Origin of the sequence: Anoxybacillus sp. B2M1 (assembly GCF_001634265.1) — a bacterium.
Classification (GTDB): Bacteria; Bacillota; Bacilli; order Bacillales; family Anoxybacillaceae; genus Anoxybacteroides; species Anoxybacteroides rupiense.
Map to the genome: position 1 here is coordinate 2,330,949 of NZ_CP015435.1, position 19,770 is coordinate 2,350,718.

The window sequence follows — 19,770 nt, forward strand, 5'->3', positions numbered from 1 at the left end:
ATCACTCCGCAATCCTGTCGATAATAAAAAATGATTGCCCTCCCTGAATGGCAGCAACCATTACCCTATCACCGATTTTTAGCTCTTTTCCAAGCTCAGTCAATCTTTCAGCAATCGAAATCAAATCTTCTGGAATAATTAATTTGTTATTATCCCTTAGTTTGATCTGGAAATCGGGAGGTGCAGAAACAACAATTGCTTCCAAAAAACGCAAAGGCGATTCAGCTTGTACAGCTTCCAACGCAATTTTTTTGATCATCTGAACCATCATAGAACCACATCCTCTGGCAATGAGTTATCAGTAATGAGATCAAGGCTCATCTTATGAACCCTGCCGGCAAATGTATGAGTGTCTGAAGCGATAAAGTAGGTACCACGTAATTTTGCATCTGGAATATTTACATATACAGGCATTCCACTTGTTAATTCTGTGATTCCTAATCCCTCTATGCTTAACCGTTTTTTCGGAGTCTTTTTCTTTGATAAAAGATTATTTGCGCGTTGTGTCAATTGAGCTTTGTTCAAGTTATCCGTCACTTTTTCGTAGTATTGCAGTACACCATACCTCTTTATGCCGTCTTGATCAGATACCACCACTTTTGTTGTCTTTTTATCTTCACCCGCCTCCAATTTCACACGCGTAGCAACTTCTTCAATGGAAATGGAATAAGTAAAGTCTTCAATGTTAACACCCGTTTCAAGTACCCATTGAGAAGTTGGATTTGGCCATTCCTGCAAGTATATTTTTCCTAAACGTGAATAAACTCTGTATTTCTTCTTTGTCTGTTTTTCGGTTTCTATTAAAGCCTTTAAAACCATATCGTACAAAGATGTTTCGCTATCAAACACAAGTGAATTAATGGTGTATTTTGTGTTTACAATTTCAGCATAAGGAATTTGAAAGTCTTTGCACATTTGGAGCAAAATTTGGTCTGCTCTTTTCTTTGAAAAAACATAAACATCTTTATTTAAAAGTAAATACTGCAACATATCATATGCAGTGAACATTAATTTTCCACTTTTTGTGATGTTATGATTGAGTATAGTCCCTCTAAACAACTCTGTACCTTTCCATTTAAAAAGAACCGTGTTTCCTTCATCAATTTCGGAAAGTATGTCATATCCGACGTTTTTATACAGAATGTTTACATCTATTTTTCGAGCTGCATTGAAACGCTGTCCACTCCAAGTTATGGTTTCTGTCGGTATTTCCAATGTATAGCTGGGTTTAACGAGCAATAATTCTATCATGGAATCTTCAGCACCTGCCCAGGATATATCCAATGCCCTGGCTGTTTGATATTCCTTTTATCACGTTTGATTAGCATATCTTTATTGGCTTCCCAAAGTTTTTTTAATTGAGAACTATCGTTATAGAATTTCCTTGCTAACGCCCATAACGTATCTCCTTTTTTTACAGTATAGGTCTTTGGTTTCGTTTGTGTATTTGGTCTTTTTGTGGCTGTTGCAACTGTACTAGATTTCGGTCTAGTATCGACCTTACGAACAGTTACAAAACGAAATTCTTTTAGCGTAATTTCGTAACTAATATCACCTACATCATACTCTCCCTCTTTATAGTTAAAATCTTCAATCGTTACGGGATAATTAATCGGTGTTCCCGTCACGATAAAACGAGCAGGTTTATCAGATTTCTTGAACATATTAATCCTTTCCACAAAGACCCAGGGCGCTGAAAAGTTTTCATATTCGCAAATAGGGCTGTATTGTGCAGGAAATATAGAAGAAAACGATATGGTTTTTGCTGCTGGATCTTGTATAATTGTGACTTCCCCTAGTCCTGCTATATTGATAGATTCATTTTGCGATCCGTTGCTGATATTTAGTTCAGAAGGAAGGACAGGCAAACGAGATTTTGTGCCATCTGGCCATGCGAACCAAAACTCATATACACTTTTACTCATAGATCGCCATCGCCCCTCCTTCGAAATATTCTTGCTCAAGTGCTTTTTTGACTGCCTTTACTGCTATTTGACCGACTTTTTCCGCATCCATTTCATTACTGAAATGATTTGCCCCAGTAAAATGAAGAACAATGTCGCCGATCATTCTAGGTAGAGACAAACGAACATTAGAAACACCACTTGCAGCTTGTACAGCTTCAGTTGGCAGTGTTTGTGGCTGAACACCTAATTTGTTAGCCGCGTAAGATAACAGCCCTAAAGCTCTGTTTCTGTGTTGCTCTAACGGGATGATCGCTTCTTTTTTGTTTTTCTCACCAACCATTGCTAAATGCTGCCGGTTAATAATACCGCCTTTTTCGTATCCTTTGTATCCTCTGCCACGAGACATGTTTTTGATTCCTGGAGTGTTAAAAACCGATCCATAACGAGCTTTGATGTAACGGATTGCTGCAATCGCATTGTGGATCGGATTCCATATATCATTAAACCCTGGTAGCTTGTATGCATTGAATGTTGGTTCAATTGTTTGCATCAAACCCTTAGACGGCGTTCCTCTCTTGGCATTTATATCCCACAAGTTGATTGCCCGAGGATTCCCGCCGGATTCTTTCATTGCCATTGTTGACAATGGACCTAACCAACTCATAGGTGCTCCGGTGATCATTAATGCAGCTGTTATCCACTTCTTAACATTCCCGCCAACCTTGCCACCAAAAGACGAAAATGACCCTATTTGTTCCTCCATAAACTTTTTGATGTCAACCGAACTAAAACCTTTCACAACCCCCATCGCAGACCAATAACCCAGTTCAGCCATCTTTCGCGAGGGAGAATGAATGCCCATTTCATCACGAAACACTCTTTCTATTGCTCTCGCTAATTCTTTAGCTTCTGCTGAAACGTCTTCTTTTCTGCTTCTCATTCCTAAGATGAAATTTCCAACGAATGCGCTACCGAAACTTGTTCCATTACCTACAGCTTGTAGAATAGGTTGATAAAGGTTTTTGCTAATCCATGGATGAATATCTATTGACGTACTATTTACACCCAACCCGATATTTTTGGCATATGCTGAGCCAAATGGCTGACCATTCCCGACTGCTTGAAGAGTTGGTTGATAAAGTCTTGTTGAAATCCATGGATGAATATCAGTTTGTACTTGTTCCATTCCGATTACAAAGTTTTGAGCAAAAGCCCAACCGAAAGACTTAGCATTGCCCACTGCTTGCAATATCGGATTGTATATTTTCTCAGATATCCAGTTGAAAGGTGTTTGTTTCGCTGAATTTATTCCGATCAAAAAAGCTGCAGCAAAGGCCTGACCAAATTTTTGAGCATTCCCAACAGCCTGATTCAAAGGTTGATAGATTTTAGTTTGTAGAAAACCTTGCATGTCAACATTTTGGGGTATTGCTGCGTTTGCAGGTTTAGCAGGCTCCTCTTTTTGGCTAAATTTACTGCCTATCCACCCGCCTAGTTTTTCAAATAAATAACCACCTATGGCCGCACCTCCGATTGTTCCAAGTGGACCTAAAAAACTGCCAAGTGTTCCACCGATTACAGATCCTATAGCTTTCCCTTTCCCTTTTGCCCCCTTTGCAGTAATGATTTCTAAGCCACTTAATGCAGTACCTAGAAAAGGAATCTTTTTAGATATACCAGATCCCAATTTTGATATTTTTGAGAATCTCAGTTTTTTACTAGACTTGTTTTGCTGCGTCATTAATCGCTTCATATGATCGTCATATGACATAGATAAAGAAGAAGGAGGTTTTTTGTTATTTCGGTTTGGCCATTTATTTTTGACAGATTTACTAAAATCCCATATTCTCTTTGCTGCCTTGCCTCCACCTTTTAAACCCTTAATAATCGGAGATAAAAGCATGCTTGCTATTCCAACTCCTAAAAGAGTAGATACTGTAGCTCCTCCTATTGAACCGATACTAGGATTCTTAAAGGCTTCCTTCCACATACCACCTATGGATTCCAAGCCTTTTTGAACCCCATTTGTTATGCCTTTGAAAATGGCTTCTCCCATGAAAATGCCAACATCCTCAGCCCAGGGTTTTCCGGATGAATTCCACCAGTTATCGAAAGATGGTTTACCTTTATCGTTCCACCATTGATTGATGTCTCCGAGGACAAGTTTCACTTTCCCTTCAAAGCCAAGATTTTTAAATTTCGGATCGCTTAGATATTTATCTAACCTTTTTACGGCTGTATGAGCTTTTTCGACACCCCACACGATACCGTCACTTAAAACCTTTCCGAAATTGTTAAAAGCTTCACCATTTACAATTTTGGTTAGATCATCAATAAGAGGCTTGGAAGCTGCCAGCCCTCTTTTCCCAAATTCAGTAAACTTCAATTTTGTACTATCAATTAATTTTTGCCAACGAACATAGCCGGTTTCGTTCACTCTGTTTAGATATTCTTGGCTGTATCCCATTTTGCTTAATAGTTGGTCTAATTTCTCAAGTTTTTTCTGTAAAGTTGGAGCTGCTTTGATAGATTCAAGCATTGTTTTCGGTAAATTAAATCTTTCAGCCAAACTGATCATGTCACCAGACAATGCTTCGCGTATAGCAAAAGATGCACCTTCCATGCCTTCTAAAGGATTAGAAGCTGCCAGTCTTTCAGTTATTTTTACTGCATACTCCAATTCCTTTAAATTTTTTGTTAAAGGAACATAGGCTCGGCCTGATCCAAAAAAGTCTTCTTGACTGAACATGGAATTAGCTCCTGCTTTATTTAGAAAATCAAAAAAGTTTTTCGCCGCTTTTTGATTTTCTCCAAAAAGGCTAGTTACTTGAACTTGAGCTAACTCCATTTGTGCCGCGGCACCTATTGTTGCACGTGTTAACTTCTCCAGACCGACGACAGAAACACCGATCGTAATCCAAGCAGGCAAGCTATTTAGTGAATTCCTTATAAAACCAATCGATCGAGAAGCCATATCAACACTTTTGACCGTAACATGATAGCTTCTTGAAGCCAGCCGGTGGACAGAACGATCAATTGATCTTATTGTCTTTGAAGCTCTGTCAGTGGCTTTAATGAGAATGGGTTTATCTGATTCGCTTTTTAATTTCTTAAAATCTCCAGTAATAGCCCTTAGCTTTTTGCTCATTCGATCCTGCATGTCAAATAAGGTAGTTAATCGCGGCATCTTTTACTTCCCTCCTTTCTCTAGTTTTTTTAATTCTTTTGCCAACTGCTCAAGTTTTATCTGAATCGAAGCGTAATAAAATGCTTTTTCATTTCTCGGCGCATTGAATATCTCTTTTAGCTGTGATGGGGAATAGTGAAGTTCGTGTATGCAATAATGCATATAAACCGCATCTCTATCCCCATCAATGATTAGTTTTTTGCCTCTTCAACAAGATCGTCGAATTCGTCATCGAATCCATTGATTCGTACAGCCGCTTCAATCCACACGCTATATTCTCCACCGATGGAAAGAACACGTTTAGATACCTCAACAGGGTCCTCGGTTTTGTACGAATTTCTCATTTCCTCGGATTTGAAATCAGGAAAGACCGTGGACTCGATAGCCATACGGGCGTAAAAACGAGAAGTATCAAGGCGCTCGCCGACTTTTTTCCCGTTTTTCATGACAGGTTTCATACAACTTTTTTCTAGCTCTTCAATGTCCTCAGTTTTCATCGGTTTCATGATAAATGGAATGACTTTACCTTCTTTATCAAGATAACGTTTAGATACAATTACTTCTTCCTCTTCTACCGGTTTTGCATTACCTGCTAAGAAAAAACTGATATCACGTTCTGCCATTCAATCATCTCTCCTTTAAATTATTGTTTTTAAAATCAAAAAAGGGACAACTTAAAAGTCATCCCGTAATGATTGTGGTAAATCAGCATCTTCAAATGTGAAAGGAACTTCTTCCTCCAAAGCTTCTGAATCAACATCCAGACCCGCTACCTTTACACTGTCAAAGTTCACATCATACAGTGTTACGCGCTCCACACCACGTCCAGAGCTTTTATCATCTAGAACGGCCTGCAATGTAAAATAAGCATCCTGACCATTTTTAACATAATCAAGCATGATTTGAATAAATTTAGATGTGACTTTGTAAAATGTAGATGTCCCGGTCCCTTTTGCACCAGTTGTCTTATGACCTGTCATTCGCCGGCCCATGATATTGACTTCAGATTTATTTTTTTCAATCGTCGCTTCAAAATTTTTGATATATGCTAACTCTTCTCCATCAAGAAAAAGTCGTCCTTCCTTTCCACTGATCGTATTCTGAGCACGAAAAGCCATCTATCGCACCTCCACTCCAAAATAAAACTTCTCCGTACTGTCTATCGGTTGAACTCCAATATTGATATAGAACCCGTCTCCATCATCATTGATAGAGATTTGGATATCATTTTGACTATTGAAGTTCTTTATGGCCCCGCCATTTTGTAGTTCGGTCATGTAAATCGTTACAAGAGTATTCACAATCTGAATGCCATCATCGTTTGCCGGGATATCACTTCCACGATCTTTTCGTTCTTTTATTTCTTTTTTCAGTTCACGAGTAATATCGTTGTTGATTGCGTCTAAAATGCGGATGATTTTATTCTTTTGGAATTTCTTATCTTTTTCTTTTGTAAATGAAACAAAAGAGTTTATGTCTTTTTCTACTATCGCCACTTTGTCTCGTGGATCATATGTGAATAGGAATTCCCCATTTGCTAGACGTTCGATAATTTCATCGTTATCGAAACGGGGGTTAACGTCAATTGCACCGTCATATTCGACGAATGTAAGCGATTGATTGATAGTTGCCCCTGCACTTGCTCCTGCTACCCATGCAACTGTTTCAGCAGGTGTAAGAGTTTTTTCCGGCAACACTACACCGTTAGTTACATTGATAATCCCTTCATAATCTGCTGCATAATTAGGAACGACTCCGACAATTTTAATACCTTGTTCGTCCCTAACACGTTTGATAAAGGAGACAAATGTTGTTTTCAATTGTTCATCCCCATCAACAGGCAGCCCGATAGTATCAAAATGTTCTGTTTCGGCCGCAGCAAGAAAGTCCGTGTAATCCAGATTGGTAGGTATTCCATCTTGTCCGCCTGTCAATTTTGTTCCTGCTGTATCGGATAACGCTCCGGTTCCGGCAAATGTGACATAACCATTTGCTTTCAGTTCACCAAAATCAGCTACTGTTTGCTTGTCCACTGCCTTAGTGCCAACAAACGTAGTGACATCTTTTTTTGTGGGATCTAACACATTTGGTCCAATGACAATAGTGATATCATTCCCTTTTGAACCGCCATAAACAGCTGTAGCCGTCTGTCCTGTTCCAAATGTTGCGGTTGCTTTAGTTCCTTCATTAACACGATATGCCAGTACCGTTTTGCTTCGTTTTTTTGCTTCACGCAGCAATAAAAGAGATGGGTCACTTATGTCTAGTCCGATTTTCTTTTGCACATCGTCAGGCCCCGTAATCTCTATAAATTTTTTCGGCTCACCCCAGCTAAGAACTAACGGAATCGCTACTCTTCCACGTTCACCAACGGACAATCGTTCATTTGCTGCAGAAGTAAAACGAAAATAAATACCAGCACGTTCTTTTTCAACGCCTGGTGTCCAAGTACCGCCGTTCATCTATTGTCTAACCTCCTTTTTCAGAAATGCTTGAATTCTCTTTTCTGCTTCTTTTTTAGTTGCTCGCGTTTCTTTGTAATCAAAAAAAGCACCATCAAAAACTTCTGGTTTTACACCAAATAGTTTTTGAGAGTGCTGTCTCAATTCATATAAAAAGAATTCCTGTTCTTCTTTGACATTTTCCACTTTCTTTTCAGCCACTTTATTTCACCCCGCTATCGACACCAACATCTTGAAGTGGTGTATATTGTTCTTTTTCGTAGTAATATCTGCTATCCCAGGTTAGCTGGATAATCGCTACTCCGCTGTCCGCTATTCTTGTTTCTATTCGGCTAATTCGGATATAATCACCCGTTTCCGCCCCATCTGGCTTCAACAAAGGAATGAGATTCCTCTTTGTTCTGATTGCGTCTGCTATCCTCTCTGCTTCATCAGAAGCCTTCTGCGAATCCTTATGAAATAACTTAACTGACAAGTTATAAGTCTTTTTAAAAGTTGAAGTTGTATCATTGCTGTCGAATGAGAAAGGTTCCGGGAAATACAGACTCGGAATAGCAAAATTTTCAGGAACTTCTTTTGTGTAAACCCTACAAGGGAAAAGTTGATAAAAACAGCTCATAATAGACCCGACTTCCTGGTTCATACGCCGCCTCCTAAAATGTATCCAGCCATTGTTGGACCTTTTTTTCTAAGCTTTTTGAGAACATTTTTTCGAAAATCACAAGGGCGTTGTCCCAATAATGGCTGCCTTCGACCCATTGAAATTTAAGTAACATTCCGCTTTCTTTCTCGTCAGGGTCATATTCAAAACGATCCCCTTTCCACCTTCCTGGGACCCATCTACGATCTTGGTTTTTGTTAGGATCTATTGTGAAATGTCCATCATTAACATAGGAAGCATAATCAAGATTGGTTCCAACATGAAGAGCAAGTCCACCGCTTTTTAGCTCCCAAATGTTATCTCCATCTCCTTTTTTGAAGGAGTTTAAGAGATTACGTGTATCAACTGTTTTGGTACGTATAATCTCATCCTGAACGATGTCCAGAAACTCCATTCCCATACCCTCGAGCCATAGAGTCATTTCTTTTCTGAGCCCATCATTTGCAGCCTTATCGAGTTTTTTAATCAATTCATCCAATCCTTTTATTTTCATAGGTTTTCGCTCCTAACAGCTGTTACTTCGATATGATGATTTCGAATCTTTTTAGGGATTTGGAGCTTGAACTCAATCCCATTCCAAACCACTTTGTCATTCTGTCTTACATCAGCATTCGGTAAAAAATGGACCAGAAATGATTGAATGACTGTTGGATTAGGATCCCCCTGTGTGATTGTTTGATTCTTTTCAGTGAAATAGCAAGGTTCATTCAATAGATCGGGAACATCATTGTAAGAAAATTCTTCTTCTAAATCTTCAGACGGGATCCCCCATGACCCACCGTTTTCTTTTTTCGTTAGATGGTAAATATCACAACGATGGATGAGTAAGTTACGATAACTCATAAGGCTCTCATCCTTAGATTTACCGAACCTATTCGAGAAGGTTCAGTTTTGATATATTCTTTCAATAAGTTGTAAACGTCAGGCTTTTTAATGCTTTGACCATCGGAGAGAGTGTATGAGTAATCGCCAATCTTTTCGCTTTTAATGCCTTTTGTTATGGATTCGTCGCTGTTGATCAACGCAAAGAACTGTGCCATCTTCAAAAGAGCAAGTTTTGCTTTTTCCGGAAGTGGATCATATTCTGAAAAGTCATGGCCAACAATACTTTCGATTTCAACTTCCGCTTCTATGATGTCTTGCTCCAATAGTGAATCAGGTCTTTCCTTCACGACATCAAAAACAGAATAAGCTTTTAAATCAGCAGGAGTGATGAGCATGTGTCATCACTCCTCTTTAGATGAACTATTTTCCTTTTGTGTTTTCACTTCTTCCAAGTCTTCGTATTTACTTAACAACTCATCTCTCTCTTTCGCTGATACTTCAACAGGTTCATTTGCATAGAAAAAACGCCCGCCACCAATATGAAGAGCGCCTTTTTTGTGTTTATATTGAATTTTAGGCATTGATAAACTCCCTCCTTAAAGCTTACTTCCTGTCATCCATGCAACTGCATCTACTTCACGGACAACTGCATCGAGATAAGCGTAAAGAACATGGTATGTTGCGTCCTTTGCAGCCGCAGTGGCTCCTTCAGCAGTACGGATATAGCGTAATTGACGAGTAAACACCGGTTTCAAGTTACTCATCGGAGTTAAAGCAGCAAAACCACTTTGCAATTCTGCTACTACCTCAACAGGATATCCTGCTAATCGTGTAATTTTACCATCTTGCAGAACCGCGTCACCAAATCCAGTTTGGCGTTGTGATACCATAGCAACTAATTTATCATTTGTTTTTTGTGTGATGAACCAAGTGATGTCTGAAAAGCTTTTATAACGTTCTGGTAACAATTGAATGTGATTCACGAAATCTAAAATGGTAGGTTCGTTGTTTGCCAAATCCGTTTTGTACGGTGATTGTTTCATTTTCTTAACAAAACCATCTAGGATGCTTAGGAATGGATCTGGAGTAGTTCCATCAGGAAGTTTTGCATCCGTATCGCCGTTAAAAATTAAATCTTGAAGATCCACACCAAATTGTTTTTGGATCATATCGATTACTTTTTGTTCGATGTTATCGTTGCGTCCTGACATAGAGTAGAACACATCATCATTTTGCAACCATTCATCCCATTTCACTTTTTTAACAGCATACGGAATTTGACGGTTACTAATCGAGCCTGTACCTGTTGGAGTATCATCCTTTCCGGCTTGGCGAATTTTACGACGACCGACAGATAAAGCATCAATGTTTCCAGCAGGAACGTTTTTAAATAATGGTTGTAGTTTAGGCAATGTAGATGCCTGGTTTATCGTATCTACAAGGAACGCTTCTGCGTCACTTGTAGCCATTGGAATATCCAAATTCTTTTTGATTGTTGCCACTGCAGCTTCCTTCGTTAAAATTGTTTGATTATCCATTCTTTATTCCTCCTTTATTTACTGAAATAGACGCATATATCCTTTTTGCACGTCAGTTTGTTGTGGACTCGGCGGGTCCTGATCAGCTTGTTTAGAAATTCCTCGTGCTTTTTCAACGGCATCCAAACGTTTCATGATAGGATCCAATTTTGCATCGAGAATTTCACCAAGCTGTTTTGCAATATCGTCCTCACCAGATTGCTGGCCTTCACCTTGGTTAGAAACGCCTTCTCCCTTTTCAATTTCATCCAGACGTTTTGTGATCGCTGATAGCTTTTCATCAAGTAGTTTTTCGATATCCTCTTTTTTCACTTCTTCTTCCTCCTCTTCTTCGAGCGCAACTAATTCAGCAAGTGCTGCGTGCGCCTCTTTGATTTTTTGCATGTTAGCAGCAGAAATTTTCTTTCCTGCTTTTTCAACTTTTTCTGGCGGTTTACCAACAGCTTTTGCTATGTTTTCGGAAGCGAGTAAATCAATTAAGATGTCAGATAAATCCTGTATTGCTTCGCGAATTTTTGTTTCATCGTTCTCAAATTCGTATTCATCTGTTTGCCAATTGTAACGACGTAAAACGGATTCGAACGAATCAATAGCAACCCAAAAACGATTTGCTTTTGAACGTTGTTCGTATTTATCCTTCACAGCACCTTTTTGAACATCCGTTTTTCCTGTAAAGAAATTTTTGACCAAATAAAAAAAGCCCTTCACTTCGTCATCATCACTTGACGTTTGAGTGATAGGCTTTTCTCCTTTTTGAACATCAACAACTTCAGCTGTTCCAGCCATAGAGTAACCTGTAATTTCACCTTTTTTTATTTGCTCCCATATTTCATCAGAAGCCTTTGTAACAAGTACCCAGGAACCTTTTTTTATTTCTTCATTGCCAATCGTGAAGTCTGTCGGGGCGATATATGACTCGACAACTTCACCAACACCAGGGTTGAAGTCATGCTGCTTATCAATGTTACGGGCATCTTTCAAAAACCCATGAGCTGCTTTTTCAATTTCAGCTGCAGTCATGAAATCTCCGTGAGAATCTACCGCATCCGGCTCATAGACCACACCGTAGACTAGCTTTTGCTCTTCTTCCTCTTTGTTGACGAACACCTTCACTTCTTTTTGAAACGTCGGTTTCTCTTCTGATTTTGTGAGAAAGAACTGTTTTTTATTGGCACCCTTGTCCACATAACTAACATGTGTTATGTGAGCATTTTTTAATTCCCTCGGCACAATAGTTCACCTCCTTTCAACTATCGTTCAATAACAGCAATTGCGCTATTGCATTCTAAAATACATTCACCCGTTTCGGTATCAATAATTTTCACATTGTTCATGTCTAGGTATTTTGAATTCAACACATCCCCGATCTGCGACATTGCATAATCGCCTCTTGTGAATCCACCTTTCCATGACTTGTATATCTCGTCAATTCTGTTCAATTTAGCATCAGAGATACTCATTACCTTTCCTCCTACTTATTTAATTCTTCCAAGGTCTCTTGCCGCAACTGTTCCTTTTCTTCCTTAGAAAGCCCCAGAATATTTTCATCAACTACCGGACCCATTGCACAATGACAGTTTACCCTCTCACTAGCCGGCAAAGATGGATCCCTCGGGTAATCTGCTTCATGACCATTCACATCAAACTTTTCATCAACACCAACAATGGTTCCGTCTAACTCAACATGTGCAGGACGTGGATTGTTTTTCTTTGAACCGCTATGTTTCCACTTCTTACCCGTTACCGCTGGGCTTTGCATATAAGATTCCCATTGCGCCCTACTGGAAGCAGTTAAAATTTCTGTAATTGCAGTTTTCCGTGCCCTCTTTCTATCAAATTCAGGTAAATTCTTCATTTTTAGTTCTACATCTTGAATCGAGTCCCCATTTTCAATAGCAGATGTTAGTACCTCTTCAATGGCTTTATGGGTATTCAACTTCATCAAATCTGCTAGTTTGATAGACCAATCTTTAATCCAGTTCACCGTTTGGGCAGATGTCTCGACAAAAGGGATATCAGGATCAATTGATTCCATCAACTTTTTGCATAATTCTTCAATTGTCAATTGAAGAAATTCTGCCGTTACCTCACCGAACTCTTCAACAAATTCGTCGGCAGCAAAAAGATCATTGGTAAAGTACTGTAGCAACGCTTCTAAGGTAGGTTTGTCATCCTTAGATACAAATCCCTTAATTTCATTCAAATAAAGCTTCCGTTGGTTCCTAAGCAACCTAGAGATTGCCTTTTCATAATCTTCAACAATTTTGGGTAAACTCTCTAACCCGGGGAAGTCTGGTACAACCTCTGTGAGATCTTCATCATCTTCTTCCTCGGCCTTAGCAATAAAATCATTTAGGCTTTTAAGAAGCTTTTCTACCTTGTTCATGGTTTCAGCTCCTCGAGAACATCCCGCATATCTTTCAGCAACATAATTAAATCATTTTGTTGCTCTTTTGATTTCTGCATCATAATAGGGAAAGTTGTTTGCTGTTCCCTCAATATCATTTGGAATGGCAAGTTAAATTCTTCTGGCCATTCCTCAAGTGTTTTGCCTAAAACCCTACCTAACAGGTCTCTAAGGTCATTCGGCGAAACAGCTCCAGCATTAATAAAAGGCGTTAAGACCTTTGCAATTTCTACTGGGTCCCTAAAGTCAGGTCCTTTCAAAGTGATTTTTACACGTTGCAATTCCAACGCAGGAAGAAATAATGTGTTTAATTTGTTTGCTAGGGAATTTCTTTCTGGCTGAAATACTTGCTCCTCTGTTATTTTTCGAGCTGTATCCGCCGTTGCTCGGTTGTATTCATGAGCTTCACCGGTATAAAGTGGCGGCAATCGAAAGGCTGAGCGCAACTTTTCTCGCGTTTTTTGGTCATATTCAAGGAACAAAGCATCCTGCTGTAGAACTTCCGCTAAGGATTTTATTTGTACTTTCACAGGTGCTGGTTTGTCCATTCCGGTATCGGTTGTTGTTTCAATCCCTTCTGCTTCTAACAGCAAAAATTTATGCGCATTTTCCACTCCTTCGATGCTGTTCATATATTCCTGTAGTTGGTTAAAAGATGTTTCCGAAAGCATTCCGTTTTCCACAATAATTGCAGCAGGAGTATGTCTGCCTTGTTTGAAGTACATGTAATTCAATTCTTCTGCTTTTCTTGCTCCGTACAAAGAAACAATATGGCCAATCCATCTAGGAATACCGTATGTTCCGCTGCCTATTTTAAAATGGATTACTTCCGTAGCTCTCAAGTGCTCTGGTGTGTTTTCATCAAATTTGCCATTTGTCAGATTCATCACTCGAGGATCGCCATACTCCTTAAAAAACACCTTCTTGCCGTTCACCATTTGCACATATCGTCGGAATTTTTTCCAGCGTTTGATTTTTTTAGGCACTCCGTTTTCTGTGATGGTAAATTCAACTTCTTCCGGCACTGTATAGGAGCACACTCGCATATTCTGACAGTCAACATATTCAATTCCAGCTGGCCTTCCTAGCCCATCTCTCAAAACCTCGATAAAGCCGTTTCCCGTCTTTTCACGATCTTCAAGAGCATATCCTAAAATTGTTTCAGCCGATTCATCAAAATGGAGATACTTGATGAATTCTTCTAATCTCACCCATTCATTTTCAACTTGTTTCTTTACTTTCTCCGAAACATCTTTTGCATTGATATCGAAAGTGTAATCTGGTTGGAGTCCAAAACCTACAATATTGGTTCGATAAGCATCGACGCATTGCTGAAGTATCGTCGAGTATTTAGCAATGCGTTTCAATTCCTTTAAATTGTACGGAGGTTCGATTACTTCATCGCTGTACAAATTCTTGAATTCATCTTCATATATTTGGCGTGTCGTTGCGCTTGGTGCTTCTACCTTCACAACGCGCACTCTCATTTGCTGCTGTGCCATAGCCTACCTCCTTTCTCTGTTTGGTCTTTGCCGTACTTTCGGTTTTTCTTTCAGGTCTGCGACTTCATAATCATCGAGCGCATACCATATAGCCGAAAGGGTATGAGGGTCTCTATTAAATTCGTCTTCAATGATGTTTCCGTTTTTGTCTTTGGCATATGTTAAATCTTTAAGTTCAAAAATGGTATTAGTGCATCGGTCTGAACAAATAATTTTCTTGAACCGCTTTATCTTTTTTGTATATTGCAGCCTGGATCCTTGGAATTTTCGTGCACCAACCATATTAAAACCGAGCTCTCGAAAATAACGGATGGTTTTTGGTTCGGCGCTATCTGCCTTTATCAGTTCTTGGGTCTCTTTAAACTCTTTTATATCCTCTGCTGTTTTCGGGTCCGTTTTATCCCGATCGTAATATTCCCAATAGATATAAAGAATTTTCTTATCATGATCCACCGCCAAACGTATTAAGGCGTTGTAAGAATCAACAAAACCGAAGTCCATGCCAACACGTTTTATCGGCTTACGAATGTTTGAAATAGCTTCCATAACTTTATCATGCGGAGCTACTTCAAATTGAGGAAATACCCGAACTCCGTTAACGCCAAAATGACCTTTCCGGGCAATACGGTAAAGGTCTGGATCATAATCTTTCAATTCTTCCAGCTGGGCTATATAACTTTCAGGAAGAAACAAATTATCATCGGCCGTCGAATGATGATAATAGGTATCGTTTGTTATGATTGTACGTTTTTCATACAGTTCTTTGTCATCAAGAATTAGTCGTTTATTTTGTTCATCTTTAAAGAAATGCTTATACGTCCAATTATCTTCACCAACAGGATTTGTTGAGAGAATCATATGAAGCTTCAATGTTGGATGACGTAAACGTCCAAGCAGTTCTTTAAAGCCTTCATATTTGACTTCGGAACACTCTTCAACCCAAATAATTGAGACGTTATGAATTGATTTCAGCTTGGCAGGCTTGTCCATTCCCTTAAAAATGATTTTTGATCCGTTAGGGAAACGGATTTGCATTGGAGAAACGCTGCATTTAATTTTATTTTCAAAACCCAGATCGTTAATGATTTCTTCAAACAATGAGTAACATGATTCCCTTATCGTTTCATAAACTTCACGAACAACAAGTGCTGTTCGTTTTTCCTCTAATAGCTTTAAAATCAACTTGAGTGCAATATGATAACTTTTAGATGAACCGTAACCGCCGACAAGAAAATAAAACTTATGGTTCCAATCAAATAGGAAATCTTCAAAGTGAGGGTTCACTTCTTTTTCAATAATCATGAATCCTCACCCTTGCCTTTCCGCTTGATGAGGATTTCAATCGGCTTGTCGTCGGAACCGGAAGAAATTTTTTCAACCTCCGCCTTCGTTTTCTCGATTCCTAACCGCATTTGCTCAAGTTTCAATCGACGTTCATCATCCATGCTTGCCATCTCTTCAAATTGTTTAATCAGACTTCGCAATTCAGACATTGCCCTAGATTGAGCGTTTAGGAACGTAGCATGACGATCCCAAGCAAACTGGAATTCATATTCTCTTTCAACATAAGTCGGAATTGATTCAACATTCCCTTTCGGATCCTTGCTAACTTCCAATTCCGTTTTCTCTTTTTTGAGCTCTTTTATCATTTCATTCTTGTCTTGAACGAACATAATTTTCTGCGCCCGAATGATGGCTGCGTATTGAATCATGATTTGATCCCAAACAAGATCAGCAGGACTTTTCTCTCCCAGCATCCCCATGATTTCTAGCGTTTCTTGCGGGATGTATTTCGAGAAGAAGCCGTGCTTCAACGCATTTTGATTTCCTTTGGGAGCCGAACCACCCTTATTACCCTTTGCATTTATATTCCCGATAGGTGCGCCTCTTTTATTTTTTGTGTGCACACCTTTTTCTTTGTGTGCGCCCTTTTCGCGTGTCCAGCCATACCGTTTTTTCCATGACTTGACCGTATTCAAAGACACCCCATATTTTTCAGCAATGTCTTTGTATTTCATCCCTTTGACATAGTCCTTTTCTGCTTTAATATGATCAGCTGCCATCTACATCACCTGCCACCTCCGCGTTTGTGTTTGTTTTGGAGCAAAAGAAAAAGCACCCCGAAGGATGCCATCATAAAATTAAAATAATAGTTCTATTGATTTGATTTCGCCAACTTTTTTCGTTTCCCCAGTAGATTCCTTCATCACTTCCATATTTTCTGATTTCTGTTGATGCTTGAGTAAGATTGCAATTTGGTCTGCTGTTAACGCCACATCATGAGATTCTGGCCCCCACGAACTACCGTCTTTAAAATGATAAACCAATTTATACCTTTTATACATATTATCCCTCCTCTTCCCTCATTCATTTCGGTACAAAGGAGTATCTTCCCTACCATATTCGTTCGTCAAATTCCAACAAAAGATTCATTTCATAAGTCCTTTACATTCAGGAAACAATGTGTTATTTATATGTTAAGTAATATCTTCTCATCCTCCCTTTGGTCTGTATCGTCCCTTCCACCAAAGGGATTTTTTTATGCCAGGAAAGTTCCTCCTCCCCGTCCTGCCTTCCATTTTACACAGCCGATAGTTCATCTTGCAAAATTGTATCCTTTGGAACATTTGGAACATCTGGAACATTATTCGCTAGTTGTCCCACTATGGAATCCTTTAGTCTGCGAATATGCGAATGAGAAAGACCCATATGCATCGCGATCCAGCGATAACTTTTTCCCTCAAGCAACCAATGCAGTACCTCAAGTTCCCGTTCATCAGTAATCAAGTGCATTCTCTCCTGAATCGCTTGCACTTTCCACTCATATTCCTCAATTTTCTTCCATCGCTTTTCCCGACGGAGATATTCTCTGTAGATCGGATCCCCGGTTAATCCCTTAGGCTTTGGAAGAGTTGATTCATCACCATATTGAGCAGTAATTCCTTCTCCTGCATGTTTTAGCGAATCCCGCATGATCTTAATCGAATTGATCATCCAGTGATAGTCTTTTAGGATTTGTTCAACTTCTTCTTTTAACATAGAAATATCACTCCTTATCCCTTATCGTTGTCTAAAAGCTCCGCCTTTGCCGCGGCGATAAACCGGCCGATCCATTCCCATGAGTTCCCTCAGTTCACGCTCCGAAAAATCTTTCCTTGCCCGCTTGGGTTTTGGTTCCTTTTGATTTCTTGCTGGGCGATGCATCGTTCTCATTATGCATTCCTCCTAATTTAAAAAATAAAAAAGGACACCAATCATACAGAAATAGCCATGCTATTCTGTACAATCAGTGTCCTCACGCTCTCGGTCTTGGACATATTTGGTTCTATTCCCATTATATCAAGCTGTTTAAATTCTGTCTTTCAACATAATAGGATGGGAATTTTTACCCATTAACAAAACCAAGATTACTCATTAAATAGGTATTATTATCCATTTACTACAAATGTAATCATTTATAAAATTTAACTTGTAAAAAATTGAAGGGAAGGTTTAAAAATGAAATTAAAAAAGGTTAAGATTCTCATCGCATTAATTATTAGTTTTTGTTTTGCTAGCATGGTAAATCCTGCGGAAGCAGCTTATCTCGTCAGTATGACACAAAGTGGAAACAAATATATCTACTCTAATAATCCCGAATCTATTCAAGGGACAATGGTAAGTTCTTCTCCATACGGAAAATATACTATTGATCAACCTCTCCAAAGTTCAACAACCTATGTAGCAGAATTTTATCACCACAATTATACTGGAGATTCTTTGCGTGTAGGAATTGCTATTAAGAACAATAACAGCTATACAGCAAATGTAAGAGTTCAAAATAAGGCAATTTTAGCTGGTCAATATACTTTGGAAACCTCTACATCTGTTCTTAGAGATTTTGGGAATAGCACAAACGATCAAACAATTTCCATTCCTGCTAACAGTACTGTAACAATACTTTACACAGATGTACCAACTCAATACATTGTGAATGGGAAAGTAAAATTTACTCCTCAAGCAGGGAATATGAATGCGCGTGTATTCTTTATTTCAACAAGCAAATACAATGTAAATAATATTTTTAGTTTGCCAAGAGCAACATCTGCAAACAGTTCAATGACTACCGCTTTCTTTAACTATGATACACGTACTGTCAATGTAAACGCAGCTACTACTCCTAGTTTCTATCTATCAGCATATCAAGACAACCCCGGAGAATACGAAACGGGTACAAATGTTTTAGGTAGCTCTAAGTTATTAGGAAACTATGGAATTGTTTATGATGTTTATTTAAGTAACGCAGCCGGAAAACGAATTAAAATTACACCGAACTTAGCTTCCCAAGGTGCTACTCAAGCGCAAATTGTATTATGGACAGCTTCTAACTCTTGGTATAGAACAACTTATGTGAATCGTTCTAGCTCCCAGCCATATTGGTTAATGTCTGTACCTAGCGATGGCCATTTTAAATTTACCCTTCCTGGTGGAAACTTCGGAAACGTTCTATTCGAAATAATCAACTAATATAGTATTAAAACAAAACCTGCCAGCAATAACTGTTGGCAGGTTTTGTTTTTCTAATAGTACCTCCTTAATGAATAACACCAAACAAACGGCTTATCCCGTTCATTTAGTGTCCTCGGTTCTTCCGTAGGACTTAATCATTATTTTGAAGTAAAAGCTTGCTTTCATTAAGAATTTAGTAGATAATCAAGTTTAATATATTAAAAAGTAGGTGATATATTGGGTAATGATGCGAATTTGATGTCAAAAATATACGATTTAAGAATGATGATGATTCAGCATGGAATTAACAAAGGCTTATCTGACCCAGAAACTATCAAATATAGTCAACTGCTTGACCAATTAATTTTACAAGCACAATTAAACAACGACTTCTAATTACTAATATTAAATTCCCACTCTTAATCACATCTAGCACTTTCCCATCTTTCTAAATTACTGTATATTCGCCGTATCCAGTTTGAAGAACTTCTATTTTAGTAATTCTTCCGTCTTTCACTACATACAACGAGTTTTCCATAAGAGAAATTTCTACAGTCACTTTATCATTATTTACGTTCATCAGAATCTCTCCCATTAGTATAATTTAATTAGATTACGGAGATCATAGTATTAGAACAAGGCCACATCCAGTATTCCGCCTCCACCAGAACGGCCTTGTTCTTTTTTGTTTTTATTCTTTAAATCTTTAATAAGCATGTCCTCTATAGATAGACAGTATGAGTTGAAAAATTGGTTTCATTTATCAAATTAAAGTAAAATCCATGTTTATCCA

At 38.7% G+C, this 19,770-nt stretch carries 26 protein-coding genes; 2 read left to right on the forward strand and 24 right to left on the reverse strand.

Annotated features, from left to right (window positions below; translation table 11 throughout):
* Nucleotide 1: 1 nt before the first annotated feature.
* The 23 genes from GFC28_RS11200 to GFC28_RS19330 all read right to left on the reverse strand — a co-directional run bounded on the left by GFC28_RS11200 (nt 2) and on the right by GFC28_RS19330 (nt 17,702).
* Nucleotides 2-271 (reverse strand): DUF2577 family protein, encoded by a 270-nt coding sequence (locus GFC28_RS11200; protein WP_044743195.1) that lies wholly within the window; start codon nt 269-271, stop codon nt 2-4.
* Complete coding sequence (locus GFC28_RS11205) at nt 268-1,251, reverse strand: XkdQ/YqbQ family protein (protein WP_044743196.1); 984 nt, start codon at nt 1,249-1,251, stop codon at nt 268-270. The genes GFC28_RS11200 and GFC28_RS11205 overlap by 4 nt, the downstream gene beginning before the upstream one ends.
* Nucleotides 1,248-1,925, reverse strand: coding sequence for a LysM peptidoglycan-binding domain-containing protein (locus GFC28_RS11210; RefSeq protein WP_044743197.1), 678 nt, complete (start codon nt 1,923-1,925; stop codon nt 1,248-1,250). Before GFC28_RS11210 ends, GFC28_RS11205 begins: the two co-directional genes overlap by 4 nt.
* Nucleotides 1,918-5,094 carry a transglycosylase SLT domain-containing protein gene (locus GFC28_RS11215; protein ID WP_052660958.1) on the reverse strand — a complete coding sequence of 1,059 codons (3,177 nt, stop codon included), beginning with the start codon at nt 5,092-5,094 and terminating at the stop codon, nt 1,918-1,920. The genes GFC28_RS11210 and GFC28_RS11215 overlap by 8 nt, the downstream gene beginning before the upstream one ends.
* A gap of 191 nt (nt 5,095-5,285) precedes the next feature.
* Nucleotides 5,286-5,717 carry a phage tail assembly chaperone gene (locus GFC28_RS11220; RefSeq protein ID WP_044743198.1) on the reverse strand — a complete coding sequence of 144 codons (432 nt, stop codon included), beginning with the start codon at nt 5,715-5,717 and terminating at the stop codon, nt 5,286-5,288.
* A gap of 51 nt (nt 5,718-5,768) precedes the next feature.
* Entirely contained in the window at nt 5,769-6,212 is a 444-nt protein-coding gene (locus GFC28_RS11225; RefSeq protein ID WP_044743199.1) for a phage tail tube protein, read from the reverse strand.
* Entirely contained in the window at nt 6,213-7,556 is a 1,344-nt protein-coding gene (locus GFC28_RS11230) for a phage tail sheath family protein (RefSeq protein WP_044743200.1), read from the reverse strand.
* Nucleotides 7,557-7,757 (reverse strand): YqzN/YkzM domain-containing protein, encoded by a 201-nt coding sequence (locus tag GFC28_RS11235; protein ID WP_003252898.1) that lies wholly within the window; start codon nt 7,755-7,757, stop codon nt 7,557-7,559.
* Nucleotide 7,758: 1 nt separating this feature from the next.
* Nucleotides 7,759-8,199 (reverse strand): phage tail terminator family protein, encoded by a 441-nt coding sequence (locus tag GFC28_RS11240; RefSeq protein ID WP_044743201.1) that lies wholly within the window; start codon nt 8,197-8,199, stop codon nt 7,759-7,761.
* A gap of 10 nt (nt 8,200-8,209) precedes the next feature.
* Nucleotides 8,210-8,710, reverse strand: a complete 501-nt coding sequence (locus GFC28_RS11245) for an HK97 gp10 family phage protein (RefSeq protein WP_044743202.1) — start codon at nt 8,708-8,710, stop codon at nt 8,210-8,212.
* On the reverse strand, nt 8,707-9,060 hold the full coding sequence (locus tag GFC28_RS11250) for a DUF3599 family protein (RefSeq protein ID WP_044743203.1): 354 nt from the start codon (nt 9,058-9,060) through the stop codon (nt 8,707-8,709). The genes GFC28_RS11245 and GFC28_RS11250 overlap by 4 nt, the downstream gene beginning before the upstream one ends.
* Entirely contained in the window at nt 9,057-9,437 is a 381-nt protein-coding gene (gene yqbG / locus GFC28_RS11255; RefSeq protein WP_044743204.1) for a protein YqbG, read from the reverse strand. Before yqbG ends, GFC28_RS11250 begins: the two co-directional genes overlap by 4 nt.
* A 6-nt stretch (nt 9,438-9,443) precedes the next feature.
* Nucleotides 9,444-9,623: a hypothetical protein gene (locus GFC28_RS11260; RefSeq protein ID WP_044743205.1), complete on the reverse strand. Its 180-nt coding sequence runs from the start codon at nt 9,621-9,623 to the stop codon at nt 9,444-9,446.
* A 15-nt stretch (nt 9,624-9,638) separates the two neighbouring features.
* A complete protein-coding gene (locus GFC28_RS11265) occupies nt 9,639-10,580 on the reverse strand; it encodes a phage major capsid family protein (RefSeq protein ID WP_044743206.1) in 942 nt (313 codons plus the stop codon).
* An 18-nt stretch (nt 10,581-10,598) separates the two neighbouring features.
* On the reverse strand, nt 10,599-11,810 hold the full coding sequence (locus tag GFC28_RS11270) for an XkdF-like putative serine protease domain-containing protein (RefSeq protein WP_044743207.1): 1,212 nt from the start codon (nt 11,808-11,810) through the stop codon (nt 10,599-10,601).
* 20 nt (nt 11,811-11,830) lie between these two features.
* On the reverse strand, nt 11,831-12,040 hold the full coding sequence (locus tag GFC28_RS11275; RefSeq protein ID WP_044743208.1) for a hypothetical protein: 210 nt from the start codon (nt 12,038-12,040) through the stop codon (nt 11,831-11,833).
* An 11-nt stretch (nt 12,041-12,051) separates the two neighbouring features.
* Nucleotides 12,052-12,966, reverse strand: a complete 915-nt coding sequence (locus GFC28_RS11280) for a phage minor head protein (RefSeq protein ID WP_044743209.1) — start codon at nt 12,964-12,966, stop codon at nt 12,052-12,054.
* Nucleotides 12,963-14,489, reverse strand: a complete 1,527-nt coding sequence (locus GFC28_RS11285) for a phage portal protein (protein ID WP_044743210.1) — start codon at nt 14,487-14,489, stop codon at nt 12,963-12,965. The genes GFC28_RS11280 and GFC28_RS11285 overlap by 4 nt, the downstream gene beginning before the upstream one ends.
* A gap of 3 nt (nt 14,490-14,492) precedes the next feature.
* Entirely contained in the window at nt 14,493-15,791 is a 1,299-nt protein-coding gene (locus GFC28_RS11290; protein ID WP_044743211.1) for a PBSX family phage terminase large subunit, read from the reverse strand.
* On the reverse strand, nt 15,788-16,552 hold the full coding sequence (gene terS / locus GFC28_RS11295; RefSeq protein ID WP_044743212.1) for a phage terminase small subunit: 765 nt from the start codon (nt 16,550-16,552) through the stop codon (nt 15,788-15,790). The genes GFC28_RS11290 and terS overlap by 4 nt, the downstream gene beginning before the upstream one ends.
* A 78-nt stretch (nt 16,553-16,630) precedes the next feature.
* A complete protein-coding gene (locus GFC28_RS11300; protein WP_044743213.1) occupies nt 16,631-16,834 on the reverse strand; it encodes a hypothetical protein in 204 nt (67 codons plus the stop codon).
* A 235-nt stretch (nt 16,835-17,069) separates the two neighbouring features.
* Complete coding sequence (locus GFC28_RS11305) at nt 17,070-17,528, reverse strand: helix-turn-helix domain-containing protein (protein WP_044743214.1); 459 nt, start codon at nt 17,526-17,528, stop codon at nt 17,070-17,072.
* 21 nt (nt 17,529-17,549) lie between these two features.
* Entirely contained in the window at nt 17,550-17,702 is a 153-nt protein-coding gene (locus GFC28_RS19330; protein WP_044743215.1) for a hypothetical protein, read from the reverse strand.
* Nucleotides 17,703-17,987: 285 nt separating this feature from the next.
* Here GFC28_RS19330 and GFC28_RS11310 point away from each other — a divergent pair, with 285 nt between their 5' ends.
* Nucleotides 17,988-18,995: a hypothetical protein gene (locus tag GFC28_RS11310; RefSeq protein WP_044743216.1), complete on the forward strand. Its 1,008-nt coding sequence runs from the start codon at nt 17,988-17,990 to the stop codon at nt 18,993-18,995.
* 240 nt (nt 18,996-19,235) lie between these two features.
* Nucleotides 19,236-19,373, forward strand: a complete 138-nt coding sequence (locus GFC28_RS18900; protein WP_139788024.1) for an aspartyl-phosphate phosphatase Spo0E family protein — start codon at nt 19,236-19,238, stop codon at nt 19,371-19,373.
* A 52-nt stretch (nt 19,374-19,425) separates the two neighbouring features.
* On the opposite strand, the gene GFC28_RS18905 is transcribed toward GFC28_RS18900, so the two are convergent.
* Nucleotides 19,426-19,557: a DUF3954 domain-containing protein gene (locus tag GFC28_RS18905; RefSeq protein WP_082063637.1), complete on the reverse strand. Its 132-nt coding sequence runs from the start codon at nt 19,555-19,557 to the stop codon at nt 19,426-19,428.
* Nucleotides 19,558-19,770 lie beyond the last annotated feature (213 nt).